A 22,213-nucleotide genomic window follows, 5' to 3' on the forward strand; every position below is an offset into this window, starting at 1 on the left:
TAAATTTTAAAATATCTAATATGAATATGAATATTAAAATTGAATATAAAAATAAGCATAACTTTGACAAAAATATTAATTGGATAAATCCTGCAAAGCTTGAAAATTATGTACTTCCAACATTTACCAAAAAGATAATAAAATTTTTAGAAAGTCAAAAATGAAAAAAATAGCAATTATTGGCGCAGGTATTTCAGGCCTGTTTGTAGCTAACTTATTTAAAGGAAATAAAGATTATCAAGTCACAATTTATGAAAAAAAAACATCATTAGAAATAGAAGAAGGTTATGGTATTCAATTATCTGTTAATAGCATAAAGTTATTAAACAAATTAGGCTTCTCTTCATTGTCGGATAAAGAGAAATTTAATCCAAAAAAAATTGATTTTTATCAAATTAAAAATTCAAAGAAAATTTGTGATTTAGATATTTCAGAATTTAATTCTGATGATTGTAAGTACACGACATTGAAAAGATCAAAATTACTTCAGTTTCTAATAAATGGACTGGATAAAGATACAATCCAGTTTAACAGCACTTTAGACAAGATAGAATCCAGTAATGATTCAATAAATTTAACTTTTGATAAAGAAAAAATAACTTGTGATCATTTAATTATTTCAGACGGTGTATTTTCAAAAGGAAAGTCATTAATTTCAAACAATAATTCAGAACCAATTTACAATAATACTATCGCTGTTAGAGCCAGTATATCTAAAGAAAGTCTTGATAATATAAACGAGGAGAATATTTCTTTATTTTTAGGATCAGATTTTCATTATGTATTATATCCACTTAATAATGATAAAAATTTTAATTTTATTGGGATATTGAAGAATAAGTTAAATTCCGATCAGCAAAAAAACCATAATCTTTGTAATGAAAGTACGTTTATTGAGAGCATTAAACAAAAATTATCCGAAAAAATTTCATCAAAAGTATTTCAGAGTCTTGAAGATATTAAATTGTTTCCAGTGTTTGTAAGTAAAAATCCATTTATTCCTCCCAAAAATATTTATTTAGTTGGGGATGCTTTTTTTGCATTTTCTCCCTCTTTTGCTCAGGGAGCCTCACAATCAATAGAAGGAGCCAATCAATTACATGAAATTATAATTAACCAAAAAAATGATTTTTATAATTCTAGATTAGAGAGAGTAAAAATGATTAATAGAAGATCTGATTTTAATCAATTTGCTTTTCATTTATCAAATCCGATTATGATCTTTTTTAGAAATATTTTTTTAAAGCTTTTGACAAAAAATAAAAAATTTCTGCAAAGTTATTTAGGTAAAATTTATAAAGATTAATTTTTAGAAATTAATCTTTGTCTCAAATAATCGATTGGGTAGGTTCGCCCATTAATATCACAATGCCAAAATGTCCAACCATTGCAGCTTTCAGCTCCCAAAATAGTAGCTGCAACTTTATGAATAGAACCTTCCGCTTGGTTGTGCTTGATACTACCATCAGCCATTATTCTAGCTGTTATTTTTTTCTTATTATCAAAAATATTTGTTCCAGGCTTAATTATTCCAAGCTCAACCAGTGATCCAAATGGAATTCTTGGTTTTGATCTATTATTTTTAAGTGTATCTAATAAATCATCTTCAATTGGTTTGGTAGTCTTTATACGTTCCTCAGCAGCTTTAAAATAATTCTTTTCTTTTTCTATACCAAAATAATTTCTCCCTAGTTTTTTTGCAACTGCAGCAGAAGTTCCAGAACCTAAAAAAGGATCAAGAATTAGATCATTTTTATTTGATGTAGCTAGTAAAATTCTGTGTAAAAGTGATTCTGGTTTTTGAGTAGAGTGAATTTTTTTTCCATTTTTTTTAAGTCTTTCAGAACCACTACAAATAGGAAGACTCCAATTAGATCTCATCTGAAGATCGTCATTTAAACATTTCAAAGACTGATAATTAAATGTGTATTTTGATTTTTCGCTCTTCGAAGCCCAAATTAAAGTCTCATGAGCATTTGTAAACCTTGTGCCTCTAAAGTTAGGCATTGGATTATTTTTATTCCAGATGACATCATTTAGTATCCAGAAACCTAGATTTTGTATTGCAGTTCCTACTCTAAAAATATTATGGTAACTACCTATAACCCAAATAGCTCCATCTTTTTTTAAAATCCTTTTGCATTCGTTAAGCCATTCATACGTGAACTCATCATATTTTTTAAAATTCTCAAATTGATCCCATTTGTCGTTTACAGCGCTGACCTTTGATCTATCTGGCCTAGTCAATTCACCTTTTAATTGCAAATTATATGGAGGGTCAGCAAAAATTAAATTAAAAGTTTCACTTGGAATTTTTTTTAATTCTTCGAGACTGTCTCCGTTAATTATTTTATTTTTAAAATCAGATTTCATTTGTAAAAATTAATTAGACTCCAAATGGATTCTTCGGTCAACCTGTGATTGAAAAAATTGGATTCGATTTGTGTATCTAATTTTAATGATAACTAGATGTAGTATTAAGTTAATCTAGATATAGGAGAGAAAGTTTTTCTATGATGTTTGGTTATGCCTAGTTTCTTTAATGCTTGTAAGTGTTGTTTGGTGCCATAACCAAAATTTTTATCCCAATGATAACCTTTGTTTTTTTTTGATAGAGTAGCAACAAATCTGTCTCTTGATACCTTTGCTATTATAGAGGCTGCAGAAATTGAGGGAATTTTTTTATCACCCTTTATGATCGATTTTAATTTATAATTTTTTAATTGTGGAATTTTGTTTCCATCTATTAATACAAGAGTTGGTTTTTTTGTTAATTTTAATATAGCTCTTTTCATAGCCAGTAAACTTGCATTTAGTATATTGAGTTTTTCAATCTCACTAACAGAAGCTTTGCCTAATGACCAAATTGAATTTTTTTTTATATAATTAAAAAGGTATTCTCTCTTTTTTTTACTCAACACTTTTGAGTCTTTTAAAATTTTTGGATCCACAGATTTTGTTAGAATGACAGCAGCGGCATAAACAGGACCTATTAAACTACCTCTGCCGACCTCATCAACACCAGCTATTAATTTCATTAAATTGTTAATTTTAACTCTTTAACTTTTTCTCTTATTTTTTTTAAATCTTCCCAAGAATATTTTTTGTTATCGGGATATCTAATTAAATAAGAAGGGTTAAAAGTTATCATTAAAGGATAAGTATTATTATTTAAAATTATTTCCTTCCATTTACCTCTTTCTGAAGATATTTTTTCATTAATCCCAGTAACAGCTTCCATAGCTGTACTACCCATTAAAATTATAATTTTGGGATCAATAATAGATATATGTTCTTTTAAAAAGTTTGAGTAACGTTTAATTTCTTGTGAAGTTGGTTTTCTATCTTCTGGTGGTCTAAAATTTATTGCATAACTTGTATAAATATTTTGTCTCTTAATATTTATTGCTATTAACATTTTGTCTAAAAGCTCTCCACTTTCTCCTTTAAAAGGGTTTCCAACTTTTTCTTCAATTTCACCTGGAGCTTCTCCGATTAACATTATAGGACTATCAATATTTCCTTCTCCAAGAACAATATTTTTGGAATTATTTCTTAGTTTACAATTTTCAATTGAATTTAATTGTTTCTTTAGATTTTCTAATAAATCGTGTTTATTTTTTTGACTTATGTCACTTTCTTTTTTGACCTCAGAAAACCTATTAATAGGTTTTTTATCAAATACAAAATTGGCTTCTATTGTATTTATTAATTCTTCGTTTAATTTGTCGTTTTGATTTATCAATTTTTTCACCTTACAAGGATTAAATGATATCTAAAATATTTAAAATCATATTATTATTAGCGTTATCCTATCAGACACCTCTTTATTCTAAAAGTACAAGTTTTAATGATTTCAACTCAAGAGATTTATCTAATTATTTTTCAGGTATTATAGCTTATGAAAATAGAGATAATTCAGAAGCTTTAAAATATTTCAATTTAAGTAAAGTTTTACTAAACAGCCATGACAATTATTTAAAAAGATATGTTAATTCGCTTGTATTAGAAAACAAAGTAGCGCAAGCAATAAATGTTGTAAAAAATAACTCAAAAAAAAGTAACGCTGATTTTTTTGATGCATATGTTTTATTAATAATTGATAGTTTGAAAAAAAATGATTTTGATAAAGCTGATATTTATTTAGATCAAAGTTTGAGATTTCAGGAAGAAAATAGAATTAATCTAGTAATTTTTGAGACTTTAAAGCAGTATATTTACACTTTTAAAAATAAAAAACTTTTACCTAATAAGAAAAATTTTGGAAACTTATCATTAATAGCTGAGGCATTTCAAAGATGTCATTATAATGATCAAAGAACCAGCTCTTTCTTTTTAAATTTAATTAATAATCAACAAGGTGATTATTCAAGATATATATTTTTTTATATAAATTATCTAATTCAGAATAAGGAGTTTGCTCAGGCAAAGTCAGTAATTGATCAAATTGATTATATTGGCTCAACACTTTTGTTAACTCAAACCAAAAGCTGGATAGATAATAATAAGTTTAAAAGTTTTGAAAAAATTTTCTCATGTGAAAACCACAACGATATAATTAGTGAATTTTTATTTTTGATATCAAACCTTTATTCGTCACAAGATAATTTTGAAAAATCAAATTTTTATTTAAATTTATCAATATACTTAAATCCTAAATTTGAATTTAATTTATCACTCGTTGCAGAAAATTTCTTTGCAGATGGTGAATACAACAAGGTAAAAAAAATAGTAAGAAAATTTAAAGAGACTGATGAGTTTTATTATTGGTTTAGAGTTAAAAAAGAAGCTCAAATAATAGTGAAAGAACAAAATTATGAAAAGGGCACAAGCCATATCGAGTCTAAATTTAAAAATATTGAAAAACCTAATCCAAAGATGATTTTTGATTTAGCGAATTTTTACAAAAACTCTAAAAATTATGAACTTGCAATCGATTATTATTCAAGATTAATATCTTCCCTAGAGGATACCTCTCTAATTAAATCAGATATTTTATATCGAAGAGGTGGGAGTTACGAAAGATTAGGTGAATATCAGAAATCTGATGAAGATTTACTTCATGCATTAAGAATAAGACCTAATGATGCATACGTCCTAAATTATCTTGCTTATTCTTGGTTAGAACGTGATTACAAAATAGATGAAGCGATGGAAATGTTAAAAATAGCATATGATTCAAAAAGTAATGATCCATATATAATTGATTCAATCGGTTGGGCATATTTCTTGATAGATGAATATGAAGAGGCAGAAAAATATTTAAAAAGAGCTGTAGAGTTAATGCCTGATGATCCAATAGTAAATGATCATTACGGAGATATATTGTGGAAGTTAGATCAAAAAATTCAAGCAAGATATTTTTGGAGTAGTGTATTGAGATTTGATGATACTGAAGATGATATGAGAGAAAATATAAACAAAAAACTGATTACTGGCTTAAAATCTATTCAATGAAATTAAATTTAAAGTCTCATGCTAAAATCAATTTAGCTCTAAACGTAACTGGAAAAAATAAATCATTACATAAAATTGAAAGTATCATTAGTTTTGTTGATTTGTGTGATGTTATTTCAATAAAAAAAACAGGAGGTGAAAAACATAATATTTCTTTTCAAGGGAAATTTGCGAAAGGTATTGGTAAAAAAAATACTGTTCAAAAACTCTTTCAAATATTAGATCGAGAAAAATTATTAATAAATCAAAAATTTAAAGTTTCTATAACAAAGAATATTCCCCAAGAAGCTGGACTTGGTGGAGGTTCTATAAATGCTGCGAGTATTTTAAATTTTTTAAAAAAAAAAAAGATAATTAAAATTAGTAAAAAAAAAATTTTGGAGGTTTGCTCTGAAATAGGTTCTGATGTTATCTTGGGTATAGAACCATCTAGTTCAGTCTTACTTTCAAATAATAAAATTAAAAAATTTTTAAATTGCCCGATTTTAAATATGCTTTTAATAAAGCCTAATTTTGGTTGTGCGACAAAAAAAATTTATTCTAACGTTAAAAATTTTACAAAACCAAAATTTAATAATCCAAAAAAAAATATGTTTGGTTATAAATTTTTAAAAAATCAAAGTAATACTTTAGAAGATGTTGCAATTTCAAAATACCCACAAATAAAAAAGATTAAGTTATTTTTAGAAAAGACTAATAATCCTGAGTTTGTAAGAATGACTGGGTCTGGATCTACAGTTATTGCATACTATAAATCAGTCAAAGACTGTAATTCAGCAAAAGTTCAATTTAAGAGGAAATTCAAAAATTGTTGGTTGTATGTATCAAAAACTATATAAATTTATTTTTTTTGTGTTATAGGAACTATAATATTGGGGCGTAGCCAAGCGGTAAGGCACGGGTTTTTGGTACCTGCATCCTAGGTTCGAATCCTAGCGCCCCAGCCATATATATGGATAAATTTTTAGATAAAATTTTTTTTAGGTCCAAAAATCTTAATTATATAAGTAAAAATATAAAAAACATATCCGAGAACACTCCTGCAAAAAAAATTTTTGAAGCAATTAACAATTATTCTGAAAATAGTGAATTAAGATTTGTAGGAGGATGTATTAGAAAAATTATAAATCGAGAAGAAGTAGATGACATTGATTTAGCAACTAACATTACACCAGATGAAGTTTGTGATGCACTAAATAAACATCAAATTAAATTTTTTGAGTCAGGTAAAGAACACGGCACGATAACTGCAGTAATAAATGAAAAAAACTATGAAATTACTTCACTTAGAAAAGACGTTGCTACAGACGGAAGACATGCAAAAGTTGAATTTACTTCTGATTGGAAAGAAGATTCAAAAAGAAGAGATTTTACAATTAATGCTATTTACTCTGATAGTTTAGGAAATTTATTTGATCCACAAAATGGTAAGCTAGATTTAAATAAAGGTGTTTTAAAATTTATTGGAGATCCAGAAAAAAGAATTCAAGAGGATTATTTAAGAATATTAAGATATTTCCGTTTTCATATTAATTACTCAACTGAAAATCATAAAACAGAGATAATTAAAATATTTAAAAAAAATATCAAAGGTATTTCGAACTTATCTGCTGAAAGATTATTAGATGAATTTAAAAAGACAGTTAAATCAAAAAATTTTCTCAAATTATTTGAAGATCAACAAAGTTTAGAAATATTAGAAATAGTATTTCCACAATTTAAAAATATTAATCATTTTAAGAAGCTAAATTCATTCAGTTCTAAAGCTATCAGTAGCTTTGACTTTATTTTTATAATTGCATTACTGATTATTGATGAAACAGACAATACTGATTATTTTATTTACAAATTTAAAATCTCAAAAAGAGATCAAAAGAGGCTCAAATTAATTCATTATTTTTTCAAAGAAAAGGTGAGTATTAAAAGTTTTACAGAAAAAAACTTTAATAAAATATTTTACTATAATGGCAGACAAACCGTGATTGATATAATTAATTTTAAATTGTTCTTTTCAAGTAAGGTAGAAAATAAATTATTAAAATTACTTAAAATTTATGAAAATAAAACATTGCCTGAATTAAAAATTGGAGCAAATATTTTAATGTCTAAGTATAAAATTCCTGAGGGTAAAATTTTAGGTAATAAATTAAAACTTATTGAAGAAACCTGGGTTCAAAATGGATTTCAAATTTCAGATAAACAAGTTGAAAAAATTGTAAAAAGTTAAATATATTTAACGTCTTTAATTTCAAAATTCTTTGTGCCTGAGGGGGTGTTTATTTCCACAAGATCACTTTTATTTTTACCTATTAATCCTTTTCCAATTGGTGACTGAAAGAAAATTAATTTTTGTTTTAAGTCAGCCTCATCTTTTCCAACAATTTTATAATTTATTTTTTCTCCACTATCTAAGTCTTCTAGATATACAGTTGATCCAAAAATTACTTTACCCTCATTATTTAATTTAGTTACATCAATTACGTTAGCTCTGGCTATTATGTCGTTTATTTCAGTAATCCTACCTTCATTGTGAGATTGTTCTTCCTTTGCAGCATGATATTCGGCATTTTCTTTTAGATCTCCATGCGATCTTGCTTCAGCAATTGCAGCAACTATTTCAGGTCTTTTCTTTTCTTTTAAAAAAATGAGTTCTTCCTCTAATTTTTTTAGACCATTTGAAGTTATAGGTTCTTTTTCCATTTTTTATTTCCACTTTGCTAAGGGAGGTAATGACATTAAAATTCCTTCAACATTACCACCAGTTTGTAATCCAAATTTAGTTCCTCTGTCATACAGTAAATTAAATTCTGCGTAACGACCTCTCTTAATATACTGCTTCTCTTTTTCTTTTAAAGACCATTTTTTGTTAATTTTTTTTCTAATAATTTCATTAAAAATCATTTGAAAAGTAATACCAACATCTCTTACAAATTTAAAATCTTTTTCGAAATTATCATCTTTATAATCAAAAAAAATTCCCCCAATTCCTCTAGCTTCTTTTCTGTGGGGTAAATAAAAATATTCATCACACCATTTTTTATATTTTTTATAATAATTTTTATTATGTTGATCACACATTAACTTTAAAGTTTTATGAAATTTATTTTTTTCATTATCATCTTTGATGGCCGGGGTTACATCCATTCCCCCTCCAAACCAATTTTTTTGAGTGCTGATATATCTTGTATTAAAATGCATAGCTGGAATATGCGGATTTTGCATATGCATAACTATTGAAATTCCTGAAGCCCAAAATCTAGGATCTTTCTCAGCTCCTGGTATATTTTTTTGAAATTTTTTAGGAAATTTTCCATATACCTTTGAGAAATTTACTCCTACTTTTTCAAAAATTTTTCCATTTTTTAAAATTCTATATTCACCACCTCCTTCATCTTTTTTAGAGTTTCTTTTCCAAGAAGTTGATACAAATTTTATTTTGTTATTTTCTAATTCAAGTATGTCATTACAAATTGCATTTTGTAATAATTTGAACCAATTGCTAGCTAGGTCTTTTTTAATTGAATTGTCCATATTACATTAAATTATTTTGCCTTAAACTTTCAGCCAAAACTATTGCAACTGAGGATGCTATATTTAGAGATCTCGCATTTTCATTCATTGGAATTTTTAGACGATCACCAATCAGCTTATGAACCTTCTCTGGAACACCAGCACTCTCTCTTCCAAATAATATTGTATCATCAGCTTTAAAATTAAATTTAGTATAATTTATAGAACCCTTTGTTGTCATTAAAACAATTCTTTGATTCTTTTTTTCTTCAAAAAAATGTTCTGCACTTTGGTAGAATTTAATTTTACCATAGTCCATGTAGTCCATGACAACTCTTTTAAACCTTTTGTCAGATAATAAAAATCCACAAGGCTCAATAATTTCTAATTCCGCCCCTAAACAGGCACACGTTCGTATAATTGCAGCTGTATTCTGTGGAATATCTGGCTCGTATAGTGAAATTTTAGGTCTAGGTTTCATCCGTAATGTGTCATTCTTTCAGTAGAAAAATTACTGTTATCTTATAAGAAATCGTATATTAAATTAATTTTTTAACAAAAAACTATTTAAAATGTCAGATAAAAAGCCAAAAAAAAGAAGAGATTTTTTATTTACAGCGACCACAGCTGTAGGTGCAGTTGGAGCTGCAGCAGTAGTGTGGCCCATGGTAGATCAAATGAACCCTGATGCTTCAGTTAAAGCATTAGCAAGTACCGAGGTAGATGTAAGTTCAGTCAAACCTGGAAACACAATTACAGTTCTATGGAGAGGAAAACCAGTTTTCATCAGAAGAAGAACACAAGAAGAGATCGACGAAGCAAGATCTGTTAAAATGGAAGAATTAATTCATCCAGAAAAAGATGAGGATAGAGCAAAAAATCCTGAATGGTTAGTCATGCTTGGAGTTTGTACTCATTTAGGATGTGTGCCTTTGAATGACAAAGGTGATTATAATGGATGGTTTTGTCCTTGTCACGGTTCTCACTATGATACGTCTGGAAGAATTAGAAAAGGACCAGCTCCTTGGAATATGGAAGTTCCAAAATATGAATTCGTAAACGCAAACACAATTAAAATAGGATAGTACAGTTGTTATGAGTGATCACGATTATCAACCTAAATCAAAAGTTGGTCAATGGTTTAATGATAGATTACCGTTACTAACTCTTGCAAATCATTTAACAGATTATCCTACTCCAAAAAATTTAAATTACTGGTGGACATTTGGAGGAATTTTAACTTTTTGCTTAATCACACAAATTATAACAGGATTAACTTTGGCAATGCATTACATTGCTCATGCTGACATGGCATTCGAAAGTGTTGAGCATATAATGAGAGATGTTAACTACGGATGGTTAATTAGATACATACATGCAAATGGCGCATCGATGTTTTTTCTTGCTGTGTATATTCATATCTTTAGATCATTATTTTATGGTTCTTACAAAGCACCAAGAGAAATAATTTGGATTATTGGTATAGTAATTTACTTGTTAATGATGGCAGCTGCATTCATGGGCTACGTCTTACCTTGGGGACAAATGAGTTTCTGGGGAGCAACTGTTATTACAAATTTATTTAGTGCAATCCCGTTAGTAGGTGAGGGAATTGTAACATGGTTATGGGGTGGATACTCAGTTGATAATCCAACTTTAACAAGATTTTTTACTCTACATTATTTAATCCCATTCTTAATAGCAGGACTTGTAATTTTACATATATGGGCTCTGCATGTACCTGGAAATAATAATCCAGTTGGTATTGATATCAAAAAACCATCTAAGGATACTGTCCCATTCCATCCATACATTATTATTAAAGATGGTTTTGCATTATTAATGTTTATGATTGTTTTTGCATTTTTTGTTTTTTATACGCCTAATATTTTGGGTCACGCAGATAATTACATAGAGGCAAATCCTATGGTAACTCCAGCTCATATAGTTCCAGAATGGTATTTGTTACCTTTTTACGCAATACTAAGATCGGTACCGGATAAACTACTTGGAGTAATTGCAATGCTATCTGCTATTTTAATACTTGCAGCTTTACCTTGGTTAGATACTTCAAAAATTAGATCAGCAGTATTTAGACCTTTGTATAAACAGTTTTACTGGATTTTAGTAGCAGACGTTTTAATTCTTGGTTACATGGGAGCAATGCCTGCAGAAGGTCTTTATTTATTAATTGCAAGAGTAGCCACTGCCTATTATTTCTTACATTTCTTGGTTATTCTCCCTGTACTTGGATTTAAAGAAAGAACATTACCTGTCCCACTAAGTATAACGGAACCAATTTTAGGTGGATCACCGAACTTAGCAGCTGCAAAACACAGAGAAAGTAAAATAAAATAAGTGAAAAAGTTATTTAAATTAATTTTAATACTTTCATTTTTTTCTCTAAATAGTGTTCAAACATTTGCTGCAGAAAAGGTAGATTATCTTAAAACAGATTGGAGTTTTAAAGGTCTTTTTGGAAAATTTGATAGGGCGGCTCTTCAAAGAGGATATCAAGTTTATACAGAAGTTTGTGCTTCTTGCCATTCAATGAAATATTTGAGCTATAGAAATTTATCAGAAGAGGGTGGACCAGAGTTTTCAGAAGCAGCTGCAAAAGCAATCGCTGCTTCTTTTGAAGTAACAGATGGACCAAACGCTGATGGTGAAATGTTTACTAGACCTGGAAAACTTTCGGATAAATTTGTAATGCCATACGACAATGTAAAAGCTGCGCAAGCAGCTAACGGAGGAGCTTATCCACCAGATATGTCTGTTTTAGTTAAAGCTAGAGGTGGTGGAGTTGATTATATTTATTCCTTACTTCAAGGTTATGAAGATCCGCCAAGTGGAGTAACTTTGGATGATGGAGTTTATTACAACAAGTATATGTATGGTAATAAGATCAGAATGGCAGCGCCATTATCAGATGGAATTGTAGAGTACGGGGATGGTACTAATGCATCAGTTGAACAGATGTCAAAAGATGTAACAACATTTTTAATGTGGGCTGCGGAGCCTCACTTAGAAGCAAGACACCAAATGGGATTTAAAGCTATAGTATATTTAATTATTTTAACTATTTTAGTTTACTTTAGTATGAAGAAAATTTGGTCACGTGTTGAATCTGAAGTTTAATACATCTCCATCTTTAACAATATAATCTTTTCCTTCTAATCTCATTTTCCCATTTGCTTTAGAATTTACCCATCCATTATTTGCTATAAAATCTTCATAAGAAATAGTTTCAGCTCGAATAAAGCCTTTTTCAAAATCAGTATGTATTTCTCCTGCTGCCTTAGGAGCTGTACAATTTTTTTTAATTGTCCATGCTCTTGTTTCCTCAGGACCCGATGTAAAATAAGTGTCCAGCGCTAGTATATTGTAACCTTTTTGAATTAACATATTTAATCCAGTTTCTTTTAAACCTATCATTTCCATATAATTTTTTTTCTCTTCAGCAGGTAGCTCATTAATTTGATTTTCTATGTCGGCAGATACAATTAGTGTATTTTCATTCCCAAATTTTTCTATGAAATCATTTGTATATTTGTTGCCATTCTGAACACTTTGTTCATCAACATTACAAACATATATTTTTGGCTTAATTGATAATAAACCACTTTGATTTAATTGCTTGGTATCAAATTGTGTTTTTAGAATTGAAATATCTTTATCATTATTTATGCAATCTAAAGCAATTTCTAAAATTTTAAGTTGCTCTTCATCTACATTTTTTTTGTTATTTTTTTCCAATCTTTTTTGAATACTTTCAAGATCTGCAAGCATCATTTCAGTTTCAATAATTTCTAAATCTCTCACTGGGTTTACATCAGGATTAACATTTTGGATATCATCTGAGTCAAAACATCTAATCATATGAATTACAGCATCAACTTCTCTAATATGAGAAAGAAATTTATTTCCTAATCCTTCTCCTTTTGAAGCTCCTTTAACAAGACCAGCAATATCAACAAATGAAATTGTAGTATTAATTACCTTTTTAGAGTTAGAGACTTTTGATAATTTAGACAATCTTTCATCTGGTACTGGAACCACACCAACATTTGGGTCAATTGTACAAAATGGAAAATTAGCTGCTTGTGCTTTGCTAGAATTTGTTAGTGCATTAAAAAGTGTGGACTTACCAACATTTGGTAAACCAACAATTCCACATTTAAAACTCATTATTTATTATTAACTGTACTTGAAAATAGGTCTAACTTTTTATCAATTAATATTGAAATTGAATCAGTAATATTATTTGTAATCTTTTCTAATCCAACCATTTCATCTTCATCAAAATTTTGAAGAACAAAATCACTTACTTCCATATTATCTTTTGGTTTTCCAATACCTATTCTTACTCTAGAATAATCTTTACCAATAAATTTATCTATTGATGCTATACCATTATGGCCTGCGCTAGATCCACCAAACTTAGCTTTAATTTTTCCAAATTCTACATCCAAATCGTCGTGAAAGACTATTACATCTTCAGCATCAATTTTAAAATATTCTATTAACTCTCTAATACAAATTCCTGAATTATTCATGAAAGTTAAAGGCTTAATTGCATATATTTTTTTGTCTCCAACATTTCCTGTTGTAAGCAAACCTTTAAATTTTGGTTTTTGTTTTGATAGGCCAAATTTTTTATTTATTGAGTCTATAATTTTAAAACCTACATTATGTCTATTATTTTCACTATCGGGCGTTGGGTTACCTAGTCCTACAAATAAAAGCATAAAAATTTTTTAATGGAAAACAAACTTTAGTTTAAATAATTTATTTTTTTTCTTCAGCAGGCTTATCTTCGCCTTCTTTTTTATCACCCTCTGCTGCTGGCTTGTCTCCTTCAGCTGCTGCAGTTTCTGCACCCGCTTCTCCTTCGGCAGCTTCAGCTTCAGCTGGTTTCTCTGGCTCTTTCATTACAGTTGGAGCCGCAAGTGTTGCAATAACGAAATCCCTACCTTGAATAGTTGGTACAACTTCAGGATCTAGATTAATTGATGAAATTTTAAAACTTACTCCAATATCAATACCATCTAAATCAATTAAAAGATTGTCAGGTATTTTTTCACTTGGACATTTTAATTCAACTTTTCTTCTTACAATATTTAATACTCCACCTTTTTTTAATCCAGGTGATTTTTCATGATTAATAAATTTAACTGGAACCTCAATTCTAATTTTTAGACCAGGCACAACTCTTAAAAAATCAACATGTATAGGTTCGTCTGACAAGATGTGATATTTTACTTCTCTTGGAAGTACATTTTGTGGTTTACCGTTTACATTTAATGTAAGAATTGTAGATAAAAAATTTGAGTCATCTAACATCGACTTTAGCAGTTTCTTAGATATAGAAACTTTTTCATTTTGAGCTTCACCGCCGTAAATTATAGCCGGAACTTCTCCATTATCTCTTAGTGAGTTAAGCTCGCCTTTTGTTTTAGTATCTCTGATGTTAGCTTGTAAAGTATTCATAAAATCAAGGGTTTTTAGCTCAAGATCCTTAATAACACAAGGTAATTATTTAAATAAATCAGATACAGAAGTAGAATTTGATATTCTTTTAATTGCTTCACCCATTAGCCCTGAAATAGATAAAACCTCGATGTTTTTTGCACCTTTTATTTTGTCACTATTATCAATTGTGTCTGTAATTACTAAATTTTTGATAACAGAATTTTTAATTTTTTTGACCGCTTCACCACTAAGTACACCGTGAGTAATATAAACATAAACTTCTTTTGCACCTCTATCTTTTAGAGCTTTAGCTGCATTTACAATTGTTCCACCTGAGTCGATGATATCGTCTACAATTATACATGTCTTACCTTTTACATCCCCAATCACATTCATAACCTGAGATTGTCCTGGCTTAGGTCTTCTTTTATCTACTATAGCTAAACCAACATTTAAAAGTTTTCCAAGAGATCTTGCTCGTTCAGTACCACCCACATCTGGAGCAATACAAATCATATTTTTACTTTTAATTTTTTTCTTAACGTGTCTTGCAAAAATAGGAGTAGCAAACAAGTTATCAACTGGAATATCAAAAAATCCTTGAATTTGTCCTGCATGCAAATCTACTGTTACAACACGATCTGCTCCTGCTTTTGTAATCAGGTTAGATACTAGTTTTGCCGAAATGGAAGTTCTTGGGACAACTTTTCTATCTTGTCTTGCATAACCAAAATATGGAATTACAGCAGTTATATTTTTGGCAGATGATCTTTTTAAAGCATCTATGCATAATAAAAGTTCCATTAAATTATCATTAGCTGGTGAAGAAACAGATTGAATAATAAAAATACTATTTCCTCTTATGTTTTCATTAATCTCAACATAAATTTCACCATCAGAAAAATTTCTAATACTTGAATTGACTAATTTAGATTTTAAATATTTAGCAATTTTCTTACTAAGAGGTTTATTGCTATTTCCTGATAATAATTTCATGAAAAAACCTAATTAAGCATAATTATTGAAATATTTCTACCATAATCAGCATGATTTAAACTTTTTGATCTTCTAGCACTAAAAAATTTATTTTTAGCATCGAATGTATCAACGTCAATTTTTTCTATTTTTTTCACACCAGACTTAAGAATTAATGATTTAACATAACTGGATAAGTTAAAATATAACTTTTCTTTACCCATTTTAAAAAATTTATGACTAGTTTTGTCTTTTCTTATAAATTTTTTATAAAAATCTTTTTGAACCTCATAATTTTTAACTGATATTGAAGGACCTATAACTGCTGTAATATTTTTTGTTTTAGACCCTCTCTTAACCATAAATTTAATCACTTTTGATATAATTCCCTTAAAGGCACCTTTCCATCCTGAATGAATTGCAGCTATCATTTTTCTCTGATTGTCAAAAACAAGTATTGGTACACAATCTGCAGTCAAAACCGCAATAGGTAAATTTACTTGGTCAGTAATAATTGCATCAGCCTTAGGTTTTATTTTTGATTTATACTTTTTATCAATAAACACGAATTTATTACTATGAATTTGATTAAGTAAAAAAATATTTTTTGAGTTCTTAGAAATTTTTTTCCTGACAATATTTAAATTTTTTTTTACACTTGCACTATTATCATTTGAACCTGGACCACAATTTAAACTTTTATAAATATTTTTTGATACACCACCGATGCTATTAAAAAAACCATGTTTGATAGCTTTATTTTTTGAAAGTTTTTTGGATTTAATCAATTTTAAAACCTGTTTTAAATTTATTGTTTTTAATTTTAATCAACATTACCTTAAACAACTCCCCCATTTGTTTCTCATCAATTAAACGTCTAATTCTATAAAATAGATCTGTTTTTTGTGAGAAGGCTATATTATTACTTACAATCTCTGCTCTCTGCAAAATTCCCATACTTGTTAAGAATTTTTTTTGGTTAGTAATTAGATGATCTAGTTTTTCAAATTGAATAATATAATTAGCATATAAATTAAAATTTAAATTGTATGTAATATCAGAGTCGCCAATATCTTCTAATATGTTTGAGAATTTATGATCTTTTATTGCTTGAATAGTATTTTTTATTTTCAGATCTAAATATCCATAATCAATTATTAAAAGTCCACCATTTCTGTTCTCAATAATTTTACAAATTTTCTCTAGATATTTAAACGCTTCGGGAGAGTATTCAATAATATCTTGGTCCTTAGATATTTCAAATTTAAGTTCTTGCTCTATTGTTTTAATATCAATTTCTTTATCATTGAACTCAGCCTTTTTATAAGTTTTTAAATTAACATACCTTTCAAACCAATTATTCTCCTTTTTAAAAAATTGCTTTATTGGAAGTGCATCAAAAAATTCGTTTGCAAGATAAATGCAAGGAAATGTGTTATCGATTTCAACTTCATTTACCCAGATTATTTTTTCAGAATTTAAATTTTTTTTTTGTTCATCAATTAAATATGAGCTTTTTTCATGTATCATTAAATTACAGGAGTTAAAACAATCTGGAAAATTCTTTAATGTTTCAGATACAACTTTCATCATCTCTCCATTACCAGCGCCAAGTTCAATTAAGTTAAATTTTTTAGGTGAACCGATGCTTTTCCAAAAAGTTATTACCCATATTGCAATTATTTCTGAAAATAGTCTTGTGATGTTGGGAGATGTAATAAAATCACCTTCCTTTCCAAAGGGATTTTTTTTCATATAATAACCATTTTCTTTATCGTAAAGAGCGTGATTTATAAATTGATCTAGAGGTAAATTAGTCGACTTGTTCATTTTTTTTCAAAAAGAAAATAATTAATCCAATTATTAAAAAGATAAAACTTATTAACTGACCCATAGTTAAATTGAATATTAGGTATCCCAATTGATCATCTGGAACTCTAAAAAATTCAACAATAAATCTAAAGATTGAATAGAAAATTAAAAATAATCCAGAAATCAATCCAGCTTTTTCAAAATTTCCTCTACTTCTAAAATAAACTAAAATTAAAAATAAAATTAAACCTTCTAATAATGCCTCATAAATTTGTGAGGGATGTCGTGGTTGATTATCTATTTGTATGAAACTAACTGCCCAAGGTAAATTAGTTATAGTTCCATAAAGTTCAGAATTTATAAAATTTGCAATTCTTCCAAAAAATATTCCAACAGGCGCAACTAGAGCGACGACATCTAAATATAAAAACGCATTTTGATTATTTTTTTTTGCAAAGAATATAGTTGCTATAACAATACCAATTACTCCTCCATGAAAAGACATGCCACCTTCCCATACTTTTAAAATATCTAATAAATTATTGATATAGAATTCAAAATTATAAAATAATACATAACCAATTCTTCCACCTAAAATAATTCCGATGATTAAGTACGTTATGTAATCATCAAAGTTTTTATTTATTTCAGAATTCTTTAAGAACAGTTTTTTTGCTATTAACCATCCAAATAAAATACCAGCTATATAAGCTAGAGAATACCATCTAATTTCTAAAGAAAATATTTCTACAGCAACTGGGTCAAAATTATTGATGAACATTTTAAATTATATCTATATTGTATATCTCAAATATGAAAAATTCTAAATTTATAATTGATAAATTTGCAAAACTACTAGAGCAGGGATTAATAACTTCAAAAGATTTATCATCTGAAATCTTAAATATATTTAAGTCAAAGAGAGATGAATTTGTTTTTAAAATGAAACTTACAAGCAAGGATGAATTTGAGATTCTTTCAAAGAGAGTAGAAAATTTAGAAAATAAAATTTCAAAATTAGAAACAAAAAAAAAGAAGAAAACTAAATCGGCAAAAAGATCTTAACTCTTAGCCCATTAAATTTTGATTTTTCCAACATAATGTTACCACCATGGGATTTGATAATATCAGAAGCAATTGACAGTCCTAGACCAACACTAGATTTTGAATCATTTCTCCCTTTGTCCATTTTATAAAAAGGTTTAAATACGTTTTCATGTTCTTTTTTAGGTATCCCTGGACCGTCATCATCAATAATTATAAATAGGTTTGTATTTTTTTTGGTTAGGCTTATTTCAACTTTGTTTGCATATTTTAATCCGTTATCAATCAAGTTATTTAAAGATCTATTGATAAGGTTCTTTCTGCCATTAATGTAAATTCTAGGAATTAAATTATGAGAAATGTTTTTATTATTATATTTTTTTATAATTTCCTCTATTAGTTCTGAAAGATTAAACATTTCGTCTTTTTCAACATATGACGAGCTTGTAAATTGCAGATATTCATTAAGCATTTTTTCCATTTCGTTAATATCATCTGTTAACTTATCAACCGCATCTTTATCTTTAAGAAAAGCTAATTGTAGCTTCATTCTTGTTAAAGGAGTTCTTAAATCATGACTAATGCCTGATAACATTTCAGTCCTCTGATTAAGATGTCTTTCAATTCTCTTTCTCATTTTGTCAAATTCATGACCTGCTTGACGTATCTCAAGTGCTCCTGAGGGTTTAAATTCTTCTATGTCTTCTCCTTTTCCAAATCTCTCAGCAGCGCGAGCTAAATTTGTAATTGGTCTCGTTTGGTTTTTTAAAAATATTAGTGAAATAATAACCATTATAATTGCTGGAACTGTAATCCACAGTGCAAATATTCTTGCAGAGGTACTAGTAACTCGATCTTTTGGAACTAAAAATTTAAAATATCCATCTTCATATTTTATTCTTAAATCAATTAGTTCTTTATAGTTTGTAGTATTAAACCAGAAGATCTCAGGAGAAAATTTAGATTTCAATTCTCTTCTTAAAGTTCGATCAATTGGACTAAACCATCTTTCTTTATTTTGATCACTTAATTTTTCATCAACAACTAATTCAATATTTAAATCTAGAAATAATGAAAATAGGTTTGTCACTTCTTGTTTATCATTTTCCTCCTTTTGATAAGCTTCTACAAAAGCACTAATTTCATTAACCAGGGTTCTGGTCATACCTTTATTAGTTTTAATCCACAAACTATCAAAAAAAACAATGGTTATTATTAATTGGATAGTAATTACAGGGACAGCAACTATTAAAAGTGCTCTATAAAATAATCTTTTTGGTAAAACTTTTTTTAAATAATTACTCAATCCAGAGAACATATCCTGCACCTCTAATTGTTTGCAAAAACTTAGGACTTTTTTGATCTATTTCAATTTTTTTTCTCAATCTAGTAATAATAACATCGATAGATCTCTCTTTATCTAGATTAATCAATTTTCCTATATCTTCTCTTGAAAATGTTTTTCCAGGACTATTAATCATTTTTTTTAAAATTGTCTTTTCAGTATTGTTAATTTTAAATTCTTTTTGATCTCTAATAATTAAAAGTTTATTTAAGTCGATTTTGACATTTTCAAATTCAATAATTCTTTTTTGCTCAGTTTTTTGTGTCTTATCTAAAATGTTTTTTATTCTTAGAATTAATTCTTTAGGTTCAAATGGTTTGGGCAAATAATCATCTGCACCAACTTCAAGACCTTCTATTCTTTCCTTAGCTTCTCCTTTAGCAGTAAGAAGTATTATTGGAGTATCTAGATTTTTTTTATTTTCTTCTATAAATTCTAATCCACTCTTTCCAGGCATCATTATATCGAGCACAATTAAATCAAACTTTATTATTTTTATTTTCTCTGAGGCATCTTCAGCACTGTCAGCTGTAGTTACTAAATAATCATTTTCGTTTAAAAATTTCTTTACTAATGATCTAATACCATCGTCGTCATCAACTACTAAAATATGAGCTAAAAAATTATCCATTAATTATTTTATTTAATACATTGTCAAAATTAACAACTTCTTCTGAAGTTGAATTTAAAAGAGCAGAATAAATTCTTTTTTTTTGTAAATTAAAAATTTCTTCAAATATTTTCTTCCCTTTTTCGTTTAAAAACACATGTTTAACCCTTGTATCCTGATCATTTTTCTTAAATATGACGATATCTAACTTTATTAAATCTTTTAAAACTCTGTTGAGGCTCTGCTTAGTTACTTTTAATTTTTTTAGAAGATCTGAAATAGAGATACCTTCATAAGATGAAATTAGGTGAATAACCTTATGGTGGGCTACACCAATTGAATATTTATCTAAAATTTTTTTAGAGTCAGAAAATGTCTCTCTGTAACTAACAAATAATTTTTCAATTAAACCCTTAAGTTGATCGTCTTTAAGATATAAAAGTTCTTTCATAATGGGTAAGTTATATTGACATATCAAAGATACAAAGATATTTTTCACTGATATTTTAAAATATTTTCACTAATGATACCGTACGATAAAAGATCTGGAAAAATTTGGTACAACGATGAACTTGTTGATTGGGGAGATGTAAAACTCCATGTGTTAAGTCATGGTTTGCATTATGCGAGCTGTGTATTTGAAGGTGAAAGAGTTTATGATGGCTCTATTTTTAAATTAGAGGAACATACATCTAGATTTTTTCATTCTGCTAGAAGAATGGGTTTTGAAATTCCTTATACTGAAGAGCAAATAAATACTGCTTCAAATAAAATAATTGCAACTCAGAATGTAGAAAATGGATATGTAAGACCAGTAGCTTGGAGAGGTACTGAAATGATGGCTATCTCAGCACAACAAACAAAAATTCATGTTGCGATTGCAACTTGGGAATGGGGATCTTACTTTGATCCAAAACTAAAAGTCGAAGGCATTAAATTAAATATTTCAAACTGGAGAAGACCAGCTCCTAACACTATACCTTGGGACACTAAAGCATCAGGTTTGTATATGATTTGCACATTATCAAAACATGAAGCTGAAAAACAAGGTTACTCAGATTCTTTAATGTTAGATCATGAAGGTAATATCGCTGAAGCAACAGGGGCAAATGTATTTTTTAAAGATAATAATGGAGAAATTCACACACCAATCCCAGATTCATTCTTAGATGGAATTACAAGAAGGACTGTAATTGGAATTGCAAAATCAAAAAATATAAAAGTGCATGAAAGAAAAATTAGTCCAACAGAACTTCCTAATTTTGTAGGATGCTTTTTAACAGGAACTGCTGCTGAAGTTACACCTGTATCTTGTATTGCAGAAAATCAATTCAAAGTTTGTGAAACTATTATTGATCTCAATGAAAGCTATCAAGCGCTGGTGAGAAAGAAAAAAGCAGCTTAATCTTTGTTATCTTCTGATATTGCGTGATCAATACCTTTTCGTAAATAATCATAACCTGTAAACAAAGTAAGCGCAGCTGATAACCATAAAAGAATAATCCCAATAGTTTGAGCATTATAATTTTCAAAGCTGATTATTTTATTTCCAGTATCTCCTGAAAGCAGAAGACCAATAGCAACCATTTGTAATACTGTTTTAAGTTTAGCAAGATTTGAAACTGGAAGTTTGATCTGACCTTTTGCTAAAAATTCTCGTAATCCTGAAATTAAAATTTCTCTAGTTAATATTATTATAGCTGCAATAACTTCATAGTTTCTAATTGTTCCATCCATCACCAGTAAAATTAGAGCTGTAGCGACTATAATTTTATCTGCAATTGGATCTAATAGTTCTCCCAATTTAGATTCTTGCCCCAACATTCTAGCTAACATGCCATCTAAAAAATCTGTAAATGAAGCAATTATAAATAATATTAAAGCTGTTAAATCACCATAAAAACCTGGAAGATAAAATGCTAAAACAAAGAAGGGTACAATTATTATTCTCCCTATTGTCAGAATATTTGGAATTTTTTTTAACATAA

Annotated in this window: 26 protein-coding genes and 1 tRNA gene; 10 read left to right on the plus strand and 17 right to left on the minus strand. The window is 28.2% G+C overall.

The features are described 5' to 3' along the window. Nucleotides 1-160 precede the first annotated feature (160 nt). The gene (locus tag ACTTAY_RS05580; protein WP_440672668.1) at nucleotides 161-1,306 is read left to right on the plus strand and encodes an FAD-dependent monooxygenase; all 1,146 of its coding nucleotides are present in this window, start codon (nucleotides 161-163) and stop codon (nucleotides 1,304-1,306) included. On the opposite strand, the gene ACTTAY_RS05585 is transcribed toward ACTTAY_RS05580, so the two are convergent. The 3 genes from ACTTAY_RS05585 to ACTTAY_RS05595 form a co-directional block, all read right to left on the minus strand. Then, entirely contained in the window at nucleotides 1,303-2,373 is a 1,071-nt protein-coding gene (locus tag ACTTAY_RS05585) for a site-specific DNA-methyltransferase (protein ID WP_440672669.1), read from the minus strand. The two genes, ACTTAY_RS05580 and ACTTAY_RS05585, sit on opposite strands and share 4 nt — an antisense overlap. Nucleotides 2,374-2,477: 104 nt before the next feature. Then, nucleotides 2,478-3,038 carry a ribonuclease HII gene (locus tag ACTTAY_RS05590; protein ID WP_440672670.1) on the minus strand — a complete coding sequence of 187 codons (561 nt, stop codon included), beginning with the start codon at nucleotides 3,036-3,038 and terminating at the stop codon, nucleotides 2,478-2,480. Further along, on the minus strand, nucleotides 3,038-3,754 hold the full coding sequence (locus ACTTAY_RS05595; RefSeq protein ID WP_440672671.1) for a uracil-DNA glycosylase: 717 nt from the start codon (nucleotides 3,752-3,754) through the stop codon (nucleotides 3,038-3,040). The genes ACTTAY_RS05590 and ACTTAY_RS05595 overlap by 1 nt, the downstream gene beginning before the upstream one ends. A gap of 14 nt (nucleotides 3,755-3,768) precedes the next feature. Between ACTTAY_RS05595 and ACTTAY_RS05600 the strand changes: the two genes are divergently transcribed. The 4 genes from ACTTAY_RS05600 to ACTTAY_RS05615 all read left to right on the plus strand — a co-directional run bounded on the left by ACTTAY_RS05600 (nucleotide 3,769) and on the right by ACTTAY_RS05615 (nucleotide 7,684). Then, the gene (locus tag ACTTAY_RS05600; RefSeq protein WP_440672672.1) at nucleotides 3,769-5,457 is read left to right on the plus strand and encodes a tetratricopeptide repeat protein; all 1,689 of its coding nucleotides are present in this window, start codon (nucleotides 3,769-3,771) and stop codon (nucleotides 5,455-5,457) included. Continuing rightward, on the plus strand, nucleotides 5,454-6,296 hold the full coding sequence (locus ACTTAY_RS05605) for a 4-(cytidine 5'-diphospho)-2-C-methyl-D-erythritol kinase (RefSeq protein WP_440672673.1): 843 nt from the start codon (nucleotides 5,454-5,456) through the stop codon (nucleotides 6,294-6,296). The genes ACTTAY_RS05600 and ACTTAY_RS05605 overlap by 4 nt, the downstream gene beginning before the upstream one ends. Nucleotides 6,297-6,330: 34 nt before the next feature. Next, a tRNA-Gln gene (locus ACTTAY_RS05610) sits at nucleotides 6,331-6,404 on the plus strand. Between the two features lie 5 nt (nucleotides 6,405-6,409). After that, nucleotides 6,410-7,684, plus strand: coding sequence for a CCA tRNA nucleotidyltransferase (locus tag ACTTAY_RS05615; protein WP_440672674.1), 1,275 nt, complete (start codon nucleotides 6,410-6,412; stop codon nucleotides 7,682-7,684). On the opposite strand, the gene greA is transcribed toward ACTTAY_RS05615, so the two are convergent. Genes greA through ACTTAY_RS05630 form a run of 3 tightly spaced genes read right to left on the minus strand, consistent with a single transcriptional unit; the run spans nucleotide 7,681 to nucleotide 9,448 of the window. Continuing rightward, nucleotides 7,681-8,157, minus strand: coding sequence for a transcription elongation factor GreA (gene greA, locus ACTTAY_RS05620; RefSeq protein ID WP_440633748.1), 477 nt, complete (start codon nucleotides 8,155-8,157; stop codon nucleotides 7,681-7,683). The genes ACTTAY_RS05615 and greA overlap by 4 nt on opposite strands. Before the next feature lie 3 nt (nucleotides 8,158-8,160). Beyond that, entirely contained in the window at nucleotides 8,161-8,988 is an 828-nt protein-coding gene (hemF, locus tag ACTTAY_RS05625) for an oxygen-dependent coproporphyrinogen oxidase (RefSeq protein ID WP_440672675.1), read from the minus strand. Nucleotide 8,989: 1 nt separating this feature from the next. Beyond that, nucleotides 8,990-9,448, minus strand: a complete 459-nt coding sequence (locus ACTTAY_RS05630) for a tRNA (cytidine(34)-2'-O)-methyltransferase (protein ID WP_440650960.1) — start codon at nucleotides 9,446-9,448, stop codon at nucleotides 8,990-8,992. Nucleotides 9,449-9,539: 91 nt separating this feature from the next. On the opposite strand from ACTTAY_RS05630, the gene petA reads away from it, so the two are divergent. From petA to ACTTAY_RS05645, 3 genes are read left to right on the plus strand one after another with little or no spacing between them, the layout of a single operon-like run. After that, the gene (petA, locus tag ACTTAY_RS05635) at nucleotides 9,540-10,052 is read left to right on the plus strand and encodes a ubiquinol-cytochrome c reductase iron-sulfur subunit (RefSeq protein ID WP_075506393.1); all 513 of its coding nucleotides are present in this window, start codon (nucleotides 9,540-9,542) and stop codon (nucleotides 10,050-10,052) included. Nucleotides 10,053-10,062: 10 nt separating this feature from the next. Then, complete coding sequence (locus tag ACTTAY_RS05640) at nucleotides 10,063-11,325, plus strand: cytochrome b (RefSeq protein WP_440672676.1); 1,263 nt, start codon at nucleotides 10,063-10,065, stop codon at nucleotides 11,323-11,325. Between the two features lie 21 nt (nucleotides 11,326-11,346). Next, entirely contained in the window at nucleotides 11,347-12,105 is a 759-nt protein-coding gene (locus tag ACTTAY_RS05645; protein ID WP_440634180.1) for a cytochrome c1, read from the plus strand. On the opposite strand, the gene ychF is transcribed toward ACTTAY_RS05645, so the two are convergent. The 7 genes from ychF to lgt are packed head-to-tail and all read right to left on the minus strand — an operon-like array spanning nucleotide 12,082 to nucleotide 18,007. Then, nucleotides 12,082-13,155: a redox-regulated ATPase YchF gene (gene ychF / locus ACTTAY_RS05650; protein WP_440672677.1), complete on the minus strand. Its 1,074-nt coding sequence runs from the start codon at nucleotides 13,153-13,155 to the stop codon at nucleotides 12,082-12,084. The genes ACTTAY_RS05645 and ychF overlap by 24 nt on opposite strands. Further along, nucleotides 13,155-13,715, minus strand: coding sequence for an aminoacyl-tRNA hydrolase (pth, locus tag ACTTAY_RS05655; RefSeq protein WP_440672678.1), 561 nt, complete (start codon nucleotides 13,713-13,715; stop codon nucleotides 13,155-13,157). Before pth ends, ychF begins: the two co-directional genes overlap by 1 nt. A 40-nt stretch (nucleotides 13,716-13,755) precedes the next feature. Continuing rightward, nucleotides 13,756-14,457 (minus strand): 50S ribosomal protein L25/general stress protein Ctc, encoded by a 702-nt coding sequence (locus ACTTAY_RS05660; protein WP_440672679.1) that lies wholly within the window; start codon nucleotides 14,455-14,457, stop codon nucleotides 13,756-13,758. Nucleotides 14,458-14,502: 45 nt separating this feature from the next. Next, nucleotides 14,503-15,435, minus strand: a complete 933-nt coding sequence (locus ACTTAY_RS05665) for a ribose-phosphate pyrophosphokinase (protein ID WP_440672680.1) — start codon at nucleotides 15,433-15,435, stop codon at nucleotides 14,503-14,505. An 8-nt stretch (nucleotides 15,436-15,443) separates the two neighbouring features. Continuing rightward, complete coding sequence (gene pgeF, locus ACTTAY_RS05670; protein WP_440672681.1) at nucleotides 15,444-16,202, minus strand: peptidoglycan editing factor PgeF; 759 nt, start codon at nucleotides 16,200-16,202, stop codon at nucleotides 15,444-15,446. Further along, entirely contained in the window at nucleotides 16,195-17,244 is a 1,050-nt protein-coding gene (locus tag ACTTAY_RS05675) for an SAM-dependent methyltransferase (RefSeq protein ID WP_440672682.1), read from the minus strand. The genes pgeF and ACTTAY_RS05675 overlap by 8 nt, the downstream gene beginning before the upstream one ends. After that, complete coding sequence (gene lgt, locus ACTTAY_RS05680; RefSeq protein WP_440672683.1) at nucleotides 17,228-18,007, minus strand: prolipoprotein diacylglyceryl transferase; 780 nt, start codon at nucleotides 18,005-18,007, stop codon at nucleotides 17,228-17,230. Before lgt ends, ACTTAY_RS05675 begins: the two co-directional genes overlap by 17 nt. 32 nt (nucleotides 18,008-18,039) lie before the next feature. Between lgt and ACTTAY_RS05685 the strand changes: the two genes are divergently transcribed. Beyond that, entirely contained in the window at nucleotides 18,040-18,291 is a 252-nt protein-coding gene (locus ACTTAY_RS05685) for a hypothetical protein (protein WP_440672684.1), read from the plus strand. Here ACTTAY_RS05685 and ACTTAY_RS05690 read toward each other — a convergent pair. Genes ACTTAY_RS05690 through ACTTAY_RS05700 form a run of 3 tightly spaced genes read right to left on the minus strand, consistent with a single transcriptional unit; the run spans nucleotide 18,269 to nucleotide 20,676 of the window. Then, entirely contained in the window at nucleotides 18,269-19,588 is a 1,320-nt protein-coding gene (locus tag ACTTAY_RS05690; protein WP_440672685.1) for an ATP-binding protein, read from the minus strand. The genes ACTTAY_RS05685 and ACTTAY_RS05690 overlap by 23 nt on opposite strands. Next, the gene (locus ACTTAY_RS05695; RefSeq protein WP_440672686.1) at nucleotides 19,569-20,246 is read right to left on the minus strand and encodes a response regulator; all 678 of its coding nucleotides are present in this window, start codon (nucleotides 20,244-20,246) and stop codon (nucleotides 19,569-19,571) included. Before ACTTAY_RS05695 ends, ACTTAY_RS05690 begins: the two co-directional genes overlap by 20 nt. Further along, complete coding sequence (locus tag ACTTAY_RS05700; RefSeq protein WP_428080895.1) at nucleotides 20,239-20,676, minus strand: MarR family winged helix-turn-helix transcriptional regulator; 438 nt, start codon at nucleotides 20,674-20,676, stop codon at nucleotides 20,239-20,241. Before ACTTAY_RS05700 ends, ACTTAY_RS05695 begins: the two co-directional genes overlap by 8 nt. A 72-nt stretch (nucleotides 20,677-20,748) precedes the next feature. Between ACTTAY_RS05700 and ACTTAY_RS05705 the strand changes: the two genes are divergently transcribed. Then, the gene (locus ACTTAY_RS05705) at nucleotides 20,749-21,630 is read left to right on the plus strand and encodes a branched-chain amino acid aminotransferase (protein ID WP_440672687.1); all 882 of its coding nucleotides are present in this window, start codon (nucleotides 20,749-20,751) and stop codon (nucleotides 21,628-21,630) included. Here the strand turns inward: ACTTAY_RS05705 and pgsA are convergent. Further along, the gene (pgsA, locus tag ACTTAY_RS05710; protein WP_440672688.1) at nucleotides 21,627-22,211 is read right to left on the minus strand and encodes a CDP-diacylglycerol--glycerol-3-phosphate 3-phosphatidyltransferase; all 585 of its coding nucleotides are present in this window, start codon (nucleotides 22,209-22,211) and stop codon (nucleotides 21,627-21,629) included. The genes ACTTAY_RS05705 and pgsA overlap by 4 nt on opposite strands. Between the last annotated feature and the right edge of the window lie 2 nt (nucleotides 22,212-22,213).

This window comes from Candidatus Pelagibacter sp. HIMB1715 (assembly GCF_052047595.1).
Taxonomy (GTDB): Bacteria; Pseudomonadota; Alphaproteobacteria; order Pelagibacterales; family Pelagibacteraceae; genus Pelagibacter.

Excerpts from the sequence above, each read along its gene's own strand:
- ACTTAY_RS05590 (WP_440672670.1), bottom strand. The coding sequence starts at position 3,038 with ATGAAATTAATAGCTGGTGTTGATGAGGTCGGCAGAGGTAGTTTAATA.
- ACTTAY_RS05630 (WP_440650960.1), bottom strand. The coding sequence starts at position 9,448 with ATGAAACCTAGACCTAAAATTTCACTATACGAGCCAGATATTCCACAG.
- hemF (WP_440672675.1), bottom strand. The coding sequence starts at position 8,988 with ATGGACAATTCAATTAAAAAAGACCTAGCTAGCAATTGGTTCAAATTA.
- ACTTAY_RS05615 (WP_440672674.1), top strand. The coding sequence starts at position 6,410 with ATGGATAAATTTTTAGATAAAATTTTTTTTAGGTCCAAAAATCTTAAT.
- greA (WP_440633748.1), bottom strand. The coding sequence starts at position 8,157 with ATGGAAAAAGAACCTATAACTTCAAATGGTCTAAAAAAATTAGAGGAA.
- ACTTAY_RS05600 (WP_440672672.1), top strand. The coding sequence starts at position 3,769 with ATGATATCTAAAATATTTAAAATCATATTATTATTAGCGTTATCCTAT.
- ACTTAY_RS05585 (WP_440672669.1), bottom strand. The coding sequence starts at position 2,373 with ATGAAATCTGATTTTAAAAATAAAATAATTAACGGAGACAGTCTCGAA.
- ACTTAY_RS05675 (WP_440672682.1), bottom strand. The coding sequence starts at position 17,244 with ATGAACAAGTCGACTAATTTACCTCTAGATCAATTTATAAATCACGCT.
- ACTTAY_RS05660 (WP_440672679.1), bottom strand. The coding sequence starts at position 14,457 with ATGAATACTTTACAAGCTAACATCAGAGATACTAAAACAAAAGGCGAG.
- ACTTAY_RS05605 (WP_440672673.1), top strand. The coding sequence starts at position 5,454 with ATGAAATTAAATTTAAAGTCTCATGCTAAAATCAATTTAGCTCTAAAC.
- ACTTAY_RS05705 (WP_440672687.1), top strand. The coding sequence starts at position 20,749 with ATGATACCGTACGATAAAAGATCTGGAAAAATTTGGTACAACGATGAA.
- ACTTAY_RS05695 (WP_440672686.1), bottom strand. The coding sequence starts at position 20,246 with ATGGATAATTTTTTAGCTCATATTTTAGTAGTTGATGACGACGATGGT.
- pgsA (WP_440672688.1), bottom strand. The coding sequence starts at position 22,211 with ATGTTAAAAAAAATTCCAAATATTCTGACAATAGGGAGAATAATAATT.
- petA (WP_075506393.1), top strand. The coding sequence starts at position 9,540 with ATGTCAGATAAAAAGCCAAAAAAAAGAAGAGATTTTTTATTTACAGCG.
- ACTTAY_RS05580 (WP_440672668.1), top strand. The coding sequence starts at position 161 with ATGAAAAAAATAGCAATTATTGGCGCAGGTATTTCAGGCCTGTTTGTA.
- ychF (WP_440672677.1), bottom strand. The coding sequence starts at position 13,155 with ATGAGTTTTAAATGTGGAATTGTTGGTTTACCAAATGTTGGTAAGTCC.
- pth (WP_440672678.1), bottom strand. The coding sequence starts at position 13,715 with ATGCTTTTATTTGTAGGACTAGGTAACCCAACGCCCGATAGTGAAAAT.
- ACTTAY_RS05700 (WP_428080895.1), bottom strand. The coding sequence starts at position 20,676 with ATGAAAGAACTTTTATATCTTAAAGACGATCAACTTAAGGGTTTAATT.
- ACTTAY_RS05640 (WP_440672676.1), top strand. The coding sequence starts at position 10,063 with ATGAGTGATCACGATTATCAACCTAAATCAAAAGTTGGTCAATGGTTT.
- ACTTAY_RS05685 (WP_440672684.1), top strand. The coding sequence starts at position 18,040 with ATGAAAAATTCTAAATTTATAATTGATAAATTTGCAAAACTACTAGAG.
- lgt (WP_440672683.1), bottom strand. The coding sequence starts at position 18,007 with ATGTTCATCAATAATTTTGACCCAGTTGCTGTAGAAATATTTTCTTTA.
- ACTTAY_RS05665 (WP_440672680.1), bottom strand. The coding sequence starts at position 15,435 with ATGAAATTATTATCAGGAAATAGCAATAAACCTCTTAGTAAGAAAATT.
- ACTTAY_RS05690 (WP_440672685.1), bottom strand. The coding sequence starts at position 19,588 with ATGTTCTCTGGATTGAGTAATTATTTAAAAAAAGTTTTACCAAAAAGA.